We start from the raw sequence: 10585 nt of genomic DNA, 5'->3' as shown, positions 1-10585 counted from the left end.
AAACCGCTTGAGCAACTCCTTGGCGCGCCGATCCCGCCGCGGATCACCTAGATCCAGGCTCTCAAATTCCTCGTCCACCCATGCCCCCGACTCGTTGCCCATCGCTGCTAAAAACTCGACAGTAAACGCGAGTCAGGCGAAGTTAACAACCCCTTACCTCGAAATTTCCACGGCCTCAGGCTCCATGCCCCACGGTGGAGACGGTACTACTTCTGTATAAGGAGATGGCCTCAACGGGCGTCGGTTTGCACAAACTTGTTCCCGGTTTTTGCAGAATTTTGTTCCTGGCCCCATGGGCCAGACCAAAGAGCGCCGCGGAAAGGAGGCCTGACCCGTGACGGCCGCCCTTCCAGCCTCACCGGCGTGCCGCCGGCTTGGCACCGTGAGCGCGCGGGGCGCGCACGGGGCCCCTGACGGGCGTGCGTCCGCGTCTTCGCAAGCCGCAGCGGGCCAGGCAGCGACTGACCGATCCGTTGGGAAAGGAACAAAATTACGCAAAACGTCGACTGGAGGAACAATATTCTGCAAAATTTCTTTGCATAAAATTGTTCCCGGTGCCTCGGCGGGCGACCAGCAGGAACAAAATTGTGCAAACCAACGTTCCCACAGTCGAGCAACTGATTTCCCCGGGTTTTTGCAGCATTCTGTACGGCTAAACTTCAATTTTCAAGCTGCCCGCCCGTTGAAAAACCCCATTAAGCTCGTTTCCGGCGTCTACAACTATTTTTGATATTTGATTTAAAACCTCTTTCAAAAATATCTCAACTTCGCGCTCCTCATAATAATTTCCATCGTACTCAAATTGTTGAAATTTCAATGAAAATTGCTCTGAAGCACCGGAGGTCATGTCAAGCCAAAGACCTGGCTTCACAAGGCTGCGGTGCTTGCTATGGTTTGCGAGTGCGTCTAGATATGCGTGGTGGTCATGAGTGACAATTGAATTCAGCGCCTCCGATAGCAATTGATAACCTGCAAAATTCTGAAGTTTATTTCTAACCGAACTTACCCTCACCCTACGCTCTGGGATAGAATCCGAGCTTAAGTTGATTCCAAGAGAATAGTAAATGGCATGGGCAAGAATATCCGAAACAGCATGCAAACTTTGCACGCACGCTACTACGTGAGCCCCGATTTTCCCGAGCGCAAAATCAAATTCACGCTGACTCTCTTGAGATTTACCCCCAAAAAGCGCAACTAGCTTGCTTTCTCCAGAAGAAGGTGTAATCTCTTTCTCGAGAATTTCTTTTATCTCATAGTAGTGGAATCGCGCATATTCGCAACGATCAATTACCGAGCCAAGGCATTCTTGTGCTTTCTCAAACTGATTTCCATTTTCGAATTTACGACGCAAGAGTTCGCGCGTTTGTTTAAGATTCCAAGTTGTCATGTCGTGACCATTTACTGAAACATGCCCCCCCACGCTAGCGCACATCTGCGCCCTATAAGAGAAGCTTCGATAATCATTGACTATGGTTTTGCGCTCTCTCTTCGACCGTTCGCGGGTGAGGGCAAAGCAAGCCCTCATATTAGCTCGTAGTCCTAGTTCTGGTGCAGTCCATAACGGCAGCAACTGTCCGGTGCAATGCTCAATCGGGAAGCGATAGACGCCTCGCAGTTAAGGCCCCAACCTCGTTGGCGCGATGCGCCCGGACAATTCAGACTGGGCAGGGGCTGCCGCCGGCTCAGCTGTTCGCATCAGCCTGCCAACGCGCGCTGGCGACGATCAGCCGCAGCCTGATCGCAGACTACCGGCTCGGTATGCGCTGAGTATGCTTACCGGCTACAAGCTAAGCCAGATGCGAGCGCAGCTCGCATCTGAGGTACTTGCATCGCTATTCAAGCTGGTTAGCTCATCGAGCAGTTGCAGGTACTGCGTGCCCAGTGTGCCCCAAAGCGGTCAACCTCGCTCCGTAGTTAAGCGTGGTCGCAGATCAAGAACTTTGGCTGCAAGACGTATTTGTCCTCCCATGTTGGAGACGATCCTAGCAGCTTCGGCATTTAACATTGCTTCGAGTCCCTTGACGTCCAGCGTGTCACCTGTCTCCGGATGCTCCCACTTCCTATTTGTAGCGACGGTAACCACCAAACAACCAGCGCGGCAGCTATCAGCAGCCATATACTTGGTAACAAGCTGATTTCTGAGTGTGTCGCGAAGAACGCGGCCTGACCATCCGTTCTCGCCGATTTTCAGTTCGATTGTTGCTTGCTGTCCAAGTGTCGTTGCGCGAAGACGTATATCAGTTTCCTTTTCGTCGGCTGTCACAGCCTCTTGATCAACCGTATAGGCCTGGTTTGCGGCATGACGTAGCTGCAGCGCAATGACCTGACGCATAACTTTCTCGTCTCTGATCATTTCCCAGGATGCGCGCGGGGATACGTCCTGTAGTAGCAAGTCGTCGAGGTCATCCAGACGGTCTAGCAAGAGCGCGAACATCTCTTCACGGGTCGCCGGTGGCGCCTCTCCGTATCGGTCGATTGCTGCGACATCGGCTTCGCTCAATACCGCCTCGTCCATCTCCTCGGCTGCCTTCTCCTTGGCAAGTAGCGCAAGCCGGTCACGGAAATTGACAAACAAAGGGTCATCAGCCATCTCGAGCTTGATTGCCCACGCATCAGGCCCTTTCGAGTCCACGATCGTCTTCAGCAGTGCATGTCTTGCATCCTGTGCATCATCGCGAGGTCCCGGAGTGTAAGTCCCTTCATGCTCCACATCGTCGGACGGGCGGATATAGCGAAAGGCCAGCCGTACAAGACGCAAAAGCAACGCAGGCGTGAACTCGGGTTGGGTGAGATCGACGACAAAATTGCCACGTCGCTCGCCAAACAAGTTGGCGAACCACGTAACGGCTGGACCATTCTGAGCGGGCTCCCAGCTAGCCAGCTTGCGCTCGAAGATGTCGGTACCTATGTTAGGATCCAACCTCATCAAAATGGACAGCCAAGAACGGTCTAAGCGCTCGTCACCAGCTGCTTGAACCTGCTCGTGAGCTAAGGAAAGTAGGTGGGATCGCTTCGAATCCCCGCCGTGGGTAAGTAGAATTTCAAGCACGCGCTGAAGGCGAGCATTGGTGGCAACAACATCTTCATGCTCTCTCAAACGGCTAGCATTTGCGTCGAGCCACGAAGCCAACCGAGGCACAAAGAGGCTTATGACTATGCTAGGTGCATGGCTTACAGCTTGCAGAAGAATGGCAAACGAATTCGGCGCGGCCATCTCATTGAGCTCTTCTTCTAGATCCGGACCAAGCGTGCGTTCCACCGCGGATGGATGCACAGCCGCCACCTGTTCAAGCCACGCGGGGAATCCATTGAGTTCGATCGCCGCGTAGCGAGTTGCCAGTTCAGCCTCTTCGAACGATAGCTGGCGAGCCCAGCCCGCATCCTCCGCTTCGGCGGCAATTGCCGCCAGGCCAAGCTGCCAACGAATGAGGAAGACGCCCTTTTCACCAATACCGCGCTCCACTCGCAGGGACGGGCAATCCTTTCGCCAAACGGAGCGCATGCCTGCCCGCAAACGGTCCACAACGTCCTTGCCAAAACAGCGCTCCAGGAATCGTCGATTCCAGCCGGATGATCTGCTTTCATTGCCCGACCTCTGCATTGCCTGCCATAGATTCCAAACGGTCTTATCAACCTGATCCGGACTGAATGCGGCTTCCGGGTGTTCTGATATCTCTTGCCAGAACGCGACCCATTCTGCGTGGTGCTTGGCGTCACGCAACTCCGCGGATTTTCGCTGACGACTGATCTTGGCCTCAAGCTTCACCTGTTCAGAATTGACCGGCTTGGGCTTCAGTTGGTCGTCGATCTGTTCAAGTAACTCCGGGGAGTCTGCGACATACTGCCTAAGATTTTCAACATGGTCCTGCCATTTTCCGGTTCCATCCCAGATGCTACGCGTCAAGGCCTCAAGCACCATAGCTCGCTCGGGGAGTGGCCGATTGTGGTCTGAGAGACTCCGCTTCATCCATGCGCCGTCATGCTCGAAATTCAAATCCAGTGGGCCGTGATACGACACCTCGAATAGACGGCTCCATGCTGTCTCTTGCGGGTGTAATGCCTGGGCAAAGGCATCACAGGACCAGAACGCAGACTCCCGCACCGAGTCAGGCATGTCGCGAAAAGCTTCTCGCAACGTCTGTGATGGCTTGTCTGACAGCTCTTCCTCGCGCGCCAGACGAAGCGCGATCACCGCCGATCTAATGATTTGGATATCGGTATGTCCCGCTTTGATCAGACGCAAGCAGACCGCAGAAAGTGCTTGAACGAGGTGGGGCCGCTTACTTACCGAGTGGGGCCACCGATCTCGCCAAACAAGGTCTTCGGTAACGAGTTCGGTTAGTCCAGCGCATAACGTGCGAAAATAGTCGGAATTTAGCGGCGCTGCAGCAATGTCCAGTGGCAGCACCCATTCGAGTTCTCCAGTGGAGCGCTGAGACTGCTGCGTGCGCTCAAGGACTCGGCAGAGCCTGTCGACCGAAATATGACGTGGAAACAGCTGGTTGATGGCGCGTCGAACAAGCGCCTGATGCCAGTGATGAGGTTCCAGCTCCAAGGATCGGGTGACACCCTCGAGCCGGGAATCATCGAGCCCGACTAAGGCCCGTATTGCATCCGCCCTCTCCCCACGCTCTGCAGCACTATCCATGGCAATCTCGTATGCAAGATCAGCACAATCATGTATCGGCCCTGACGCAATCAGATCGAGCATAAGTTCGCGGACCTCAGGATTCTCGATTCCCGCTTTCCATAAATGCCGGATTTCACTTCCAAGAACGGCCGATCCGAAGCGCTCCACCTGGACGCGAGGCACATGCATCCCTCGCCATCCACCTTGACCATATCTCCGCACGTATATGCGCAGCGCCTCAATGCGCTGATCAGCCGTGAGCCGCTCGGGATCGGCGTGATTGAGCAATAGCTCCGGCTCGCGATCACACACCTCGGCATAGATGCTAGGCTGTGATCCCGCAAGCCAAGCTGCCACGGGACGCATTGTTGGCTTGACAACCATTACGCCTTGCGGTGTGTTCGCAAAAAGCAATCGCTTAACAGACCTCATCGGCATGCCACGGGAAAGCGTTTCCTCAAGGCGGCACGCCGCGAGATACTCGATCACCGAACGATGATGGAATCGAACTCGACCATAGCTCGCGAAGCCGAACAGCGCCCGCTCAATCAGTGTGCGCCGTTCATCGGCAGTCCAGTCATGCAGGACAGTGGCAGGGTCCAACGAAGTTCCCGGTTCACCATATCTGTCCGACTCGACACTGTGTCGAATTGTGAGCCTGCGGGTAAGTAGCGCGGCGAGCGCCAAGCGACTAGCGCCGGTCAATGCCTTGTCCGGAGAGAGCGGTGCCGATTCCCGCCGCTCAGTACGCGGCCTGAGCTTTACTTCTATGTTGTGGGCGATCTGCTCGCGGTGTGTCCGAATACGACGGAAGTCTCGCCAGTCCGCACAGAGCTCCACGAGATCCTGTGGGCGTCTTGCGAAATCTTCGGCGTTGCGGCGCAGAATATCCGCAAGAAGTATTTCTGGATCATCGACGCTTTCGATTGCGGCCATGTCTTTGATCTGTTCATCCGACAGTGGCATGAGAGTAACGGTGCGCCACGGCGAAGGATTCTTAGCGTCCGAGTTCCGAATCTCGTCTTGGTGACGGCCCATGGCGATATCGGCAAAGACATCTGCACTAGCGTCGAGATCGACGGGATCAGGAACGGGGAGATGCTTGCGTATCATCTCTTGATCCACAGGAATCGGTCGCGTGGTAATCACTACGCGCACGCGACGAAGTTGACCAGCGACTACTTTTCCCAGCCGCTTAAGAGCCGTTTCGAAAGATCCGAGCGTCAGCTTCAGTTCATCGATAGAATCAAGAAAAAAGGTGGCCACTTCGGACTGTGCGGTAAGCCATGCGTCAAGCCGTGTCTCTTCGTCCGCCGACAACAAGTCACGCAGGCCGCATACGGCGAGTTCCGCGAGGTCGAGATAGAAGGCTGGCTCGCCGTTGTCCCAAAGTACTCGTTGTTGTGAACGGCACTCATAGGTCTTGCCAGTCCCCGCCTCGGAGATGACCAATATTCGCTGCGATTTGAGCAGATCATCCCAATGGATGGCACCACCGGACAGGCGCATTTGCGCAAGCAGGGAAGTCCGCTCGACTTCCGCGATTCCCTCGGATGAAATATTGCAGAACGTCCGATTGATGCGCTTAACTTGGTTTTTGGGTAGTGCCATAATAGAGAATTTTCCGAAAATACCGTTATATCTTCATCACTAGCTTCGAGACGCAACCCGTCGACAAGCATCTCAATACCGATTTTTGCAACTCCGTGTCATCGACCCACCTTCATCTGACGGAAGAAGCGTGCCCCCCACTCACCGTTACACGGAAGAACGCATTCAACAGTCTCCCTGCATAATGTCTCGTGACGCACGACGGCGCTAGCAGTTGCGGAATGGACTACCCAATGTCAGCTTCGTGGAGCTATTGACCTTTTTGATTAGCACGGGAGCGGCTCGCGTCGCAAGAAGCAGGGCTCTCTGAAGCGGCTGCTGGCTATCCGCCCCGGAGAACTCCACGCTCTGCCCCGCCTTGACCACCCGCCGTAGCCAATCGGCATCTCGTCCTGTCCGTCCCAGCTCATTCCCTGGGCGTTGCGATTGCAGACCGTCGCCGGCGGAGGCGACGGCGTCGGGTCGAAGCATCCCGCCGCATCCAACTCCGCCATGGTCAGCCCATAGTCGGCCGTCTGGCTCTGGATCCAGCGGATCGCCGCCGCCCGCTCAGTTTTTGCTGCCATGGCTGTCGTCACTGCTGTCGCTGCCGTCATACGGGTGGGAGGCGGCTGTCGGCGCGCCCTGCTGTTCGTCCAGTTTTGCGCTTGGCGCCTCCTTGTCGGTCGGCGCCGGTCCGCCGGCCTTGCGCCGCCGCCCGCCACCACCTTCCCCCCGCCCGGGTGGCGCCACCCGCAATTCTGCCAGTAGCTGGCGCGCCACGCCGCGTCGGCCTCGGCCAGTTCGGCCCGGCGTTGCGCCGCACCCAGCTCCGCCTGCACCGCGTCCAGGTCGTGAGCCGCTTTCCGCTGCGCCTGCTCGGCGCTCGCGAGCCGATTGCCGAGCGTTTGACCCTGCGCTCCAGTTCGCGCAGGCTCAAACGCTCGCTGTCGTCGGCCCGCTCTTGGGCGGGGGTCACCTGCACGCGGGCGCGCTCGAGCTCAGTCGAGAATTGGGTGCGCAGTTCCGCCAGTTGCCGCCCGGTGGCGTCCAGTTCCGCCCGCCCCGCTTCCAGCCGCACCTGCGTCGCCGCGTGCGCCTGGCGCGCCTCGGCCAGCTGCGCCGAGAGGGCCGACAAAACCTGATGCAATGGGCTCCCCATGCCGATAGCGGTTATCGTAGTTCACGATGAAGTGCCGATTGTTGTCGAGATAGACAATGAACTCCTCGAGCTTGCCGAGGAGTTTTGCCTTCGGGGCTGGCCTCAGCTTCCAGATCCCAGCCAAGGCTTTCCAGTCGGCGCAACGCCGGATAGGCGCAGCCGTGCCACAGGTGCCATTTGGCACCATGCAGCGCCTTGATCAATGCCGCGTTGGTCGGGCCCTCGAAGGGTACCGGCCGGTCCTTGATCATCTGTTCGAGATTCTGTACCCGCTTAGCGATGGAACCAATCGAGAACGTACTCACCGCGGTCACCAAAGCCGAGTTGGGCAAACCGTACGGTATCCCCGCCGTCCGACTGAAGGTGACCGGCTGACTGGGTTGCACACCTTCTCGTAGCAGGAAGTTCCACATGCGATCGGCCGGTCGGCGCTTCAGCTTGTGCACGTAGGCAAAACCATGCCCGCCATCCTGATCCCGCAGGGACTTCCCGACGATCACTTCAAACCAGCCATCCTGACGGCACCGATGGCTGCCCCGCCGAAGGTAGCCGCCGTCAATGCCGATGCAGCGGATCGGAGTGGCTCCGGGATCTCGGGCATACCGACGCTCGCGGTCACCTCCGCCTGCTGCCGTGCGTCGGTGGCCTGTTCCGCATGCAGCCTGCCGCCGACCTAGTCAGGGGCGGACTTGTTCGGAAGAGTCTATAAGTGAGGAAGGCCCTTTCGTTTGCTTCGCCGCCCGGCATTCGATTCCGTCTTCTGAAACTTGCCGGTCGTTCGACCTTATTAGCGGCGACATTGGGCGACTTTGGCCTCATTTCGGAAAAAAGTGTCAAATTTAGGATGTCAATGTAAAATCTGGTTACATTCTTTCAAAAATGGAGGCCTTGCTACCGCGTGAGGTCGAATGGGCCTCCGCGACTGGTTTGATAGGCTAGCATTGAAAACGAGAAGACGATTAATGAACCGCGTCCATGGGCTGCCAGAAAAATTTTCGCTCTCTAAGCTTTCGGTCTTTAACTTTGGCGAGCCAGACGGTAAGGATGATCCGCTGCTTGAGACCTGCATGTTGCAGATCACCCCGGTTGTTGAGTTCCTTGAAGAGAGCAAATCCATCGTCGTCGGTGACAGGGGAACGGGAAAAACGGCACTGTTTCGCCTACTTACCGCACGGAAGCTTGAGTTCAAGTCGACCGGCAAGTTGACGCAGTTCTACGTCCCAATCGATGAAGAACTCGCATATAAAACTTTGAAGGAACATGTCACGACTCAGGTGCGAGACCCGGTAAATACGTTAGACGCGCCGCATCGAATTGTGTGGGAAATATTTTTACTCAGTAGGTGCCTGGAGTCGCTTGGCGTCCAATTCGGAGAAGATAGAGATTTCATCACTCTGCGAGACGGATTCTTTCGAATTCTCGGAAAAACACCCGAGCAAAAACTCGGCATCGTCGATCTGTTCAAAAATACAAAAAAGACCGTAGGAGTAAAGCTAGAAGGCGGCCATCTTGGCTTGGTTATACCCAACTTTTATACTACGGTTGAACCAATAACAAGCCCCGCCAGCGGCGAGATTGATGAAAGCCAACTCATTGACGTTCCGCATATAAAGGCAGAGCTCAATGCATTTCTTAAGCAAAAGAAAAGCATTGCGTATCTTCTCGTCGATAAAATCGACGAATTCGTTGCGGGCGATGAATACGAAACACAAAAAGCCATCCTTCAGGCACTTCTGCACTGCTGGCGTGACTATCAGTCCTACCCGAATTTGAAGCCAAAACTTTTCTTGCGACGCGATCTTTTCGAGCGTTTGGATTTTTCCGCGATTGGACGGGATAAAATTGATCCAAAGAAAACGGAATTACGATGGTCGGAGGAGGATATTCGCCAATTCATGGCAATGCGAATATTTCATAATTTTGCTGAAGTACTTGGCCGGCGAACTTTGAAGTTTCAGTATGACGCGGAATCGCTTCGCTTGGACAAGAGACTTCTTAGGTCTCTTAATGCAGACGTATATCAAGAAGAAAGCAAATTCTCCATCCTCAGATTTGCGAAGATGGCTGTACTGCGCGTCAGAATGAGACTTAATTTAAGCAAAAGAGACGAGTACGATGCGCGGAACACTAATATGCAGGATGTGATTTTTCAAGCGCTGATCATGTCTATTTTTCCACGGAAAGTGAATCACTTTGCGAAAGGTGGCAAGGTGATGAACATTGAACTTTCCGAGTATTTGGCTACGCACTTCCACTTCGCAAGTGGGAATACAACTCCACGGGTGATGTTGCAATTTTTGAATTCATGTGTAGCGAAAGCGCGCGAATATTACCGAGGAAATCCGGATCAGTCTGTCACTCTCAATGAGAAAGGCGAGTATCCTCTTATTCTTCGAGACCAAGTCTCTTCGGCATACGATGAAACCAGGGCTATATGTCTGAATACAATTATCGGCTTGAGCGAGGAATTTAAGCGACCTGCTTTGCTTTTTATGCAAGCAATTTCAAAATCGAAGAATTCCATGCAATTTACATCTAACGATGTAAAGAAACACATTGGAAAGATGCTTGCTGCGAAAGGAGAGCTCGACGACCGATTAGGGCATTTCCTTGCATTTTATGAGCATGCCGGGCTATTTCGGTGCATCAATCGTGCTCAAGTTCTCTCCCAGCGCACGTATGAATTCCCGGTCATCTTCCAGCAGATACGTCCCCTCGAGATTTGATTCTAAATTCACAGCCGGTACGTGATTTCAAGCGCAGGCCCAGAAGGGGGCTTGAGACACGACCGGGCCAATACTTGAGCAGCCAGCTCGCCGACGAGCAGCACGAAGGTCGCTGGCTGATCCCTGCCTTCGCTCTGGCGTGGCGCTGCCCGACCGCACCCCTGCCTGGCCATGCTTACTTGACGGCGCGTGGACTCTGGTGGTGGATTTCCGTGGGAGGAGACCGCGCCAAACCGGGGGCTGACTAAGCCGAGCTTTGGCACGCGGCGCGCATAATGCTTTGATTTCTCACGGTTATGTGCGCGCGAGCGAGTCAATTACTGGGTACAGGCGACGGGGCTGACGTTGAGCAGGCGGAAGGCCTTTTCTTGAACTGGGGTCGGCCGCGTGATCATGACGATCTTTGCTTGCGGGTTCAGGGGGGTGTGACAGACGTTGTACGCGAGCGTGGCCAGATCATCGAGCAACGTACGGAAG

The 10585-nt window shown here is 55.1% G+C and carries 4 protein-coding genes and 2 pseudogenes; 1 reads left to right on the top strand and 5 read right to left on the bottom strand.

Annotated features, from left to right (window positions below; genetic code table 11):
* From E1J61_RS35705 to E1J61_RS35680, 5 genes and pseudogenes are all read right to left on the bottom strand, one after another.
* Window positions 1-102: transposase DNA-binding-containing protein (locus E1J61_RS35705; protein ID WP_133097564.1), on the bottom strand; the 102-nt coding region annotated here is incomplete at its 3' end.
* A gap of 550 nt (window positions 103-652) precedes the next feature.
* A complete protein-coding gene (locus E1J61_RS35700) occupies window positions 653-1387 on the bottom strand; it encodes a hypothetical protein (protein ID WP_133098498.1) in 735 nt (244 codons plus the stop codon).
* Between the two features lie 510 nt (window positions 1388-1897).
* Entirely contained in the window at window positions 1898-6241 is a 4344-nt protein-coding gene (locus E1J61_RS35695; RefSeq protein ID WP_133098497.1) for an ATP-binding protein, read from the bottom strand.
* A gap of 336 nt (window positions 6242-6577) precedes the next feature.
* Window positions 6578-6807, bottom strand: a pseudogene (locus E1J61_RS38570) (H-NS histone family protein); the annotation flags it as partial.
* Between the two features lie 546 nt (window positions 6808-7353).
* Window positions 7354-8055: pseudogene (locus E1J61_RS35680) on the bottom strand (ISKra4 family transposase); the annotation flags it as partial.
* Window positions 8056-8344: 289 nt separating this feature from the next.
* Between E1J61_RS35680 and E1J61_RS35670 the strand changes: the two are divergent.
* On the top strand, window positions 8345-10108 hold the full coding sequence (locus tag E1J61_RS35670; RefSeq protein ID WP_133098494.1) for a P-loop ATPase, Sll1717 family: 1764 nt from the start codon (window positions 8345-8347) through the stop codon (window positions 10106-10108).
* Window positions 10109-10585: the final 477 nt, after the last annotated feature.

Origin of the sequence: Cupriavidus sp. L7L (genome assembly GCF_004353535.1) — a bacterium.
Classification (GTDB): Bacteria; Pseudomonadota; Gammaproteobacteria; order Burkholderiales; family Burkholderiaceae; genus Cupriavidus; species Cupriavidus oxalaticus_A.
Note: the sequence above shows the minus strand (reverse complement) of the source record. Positions and strands in the feature narration are given on the sequence as shown.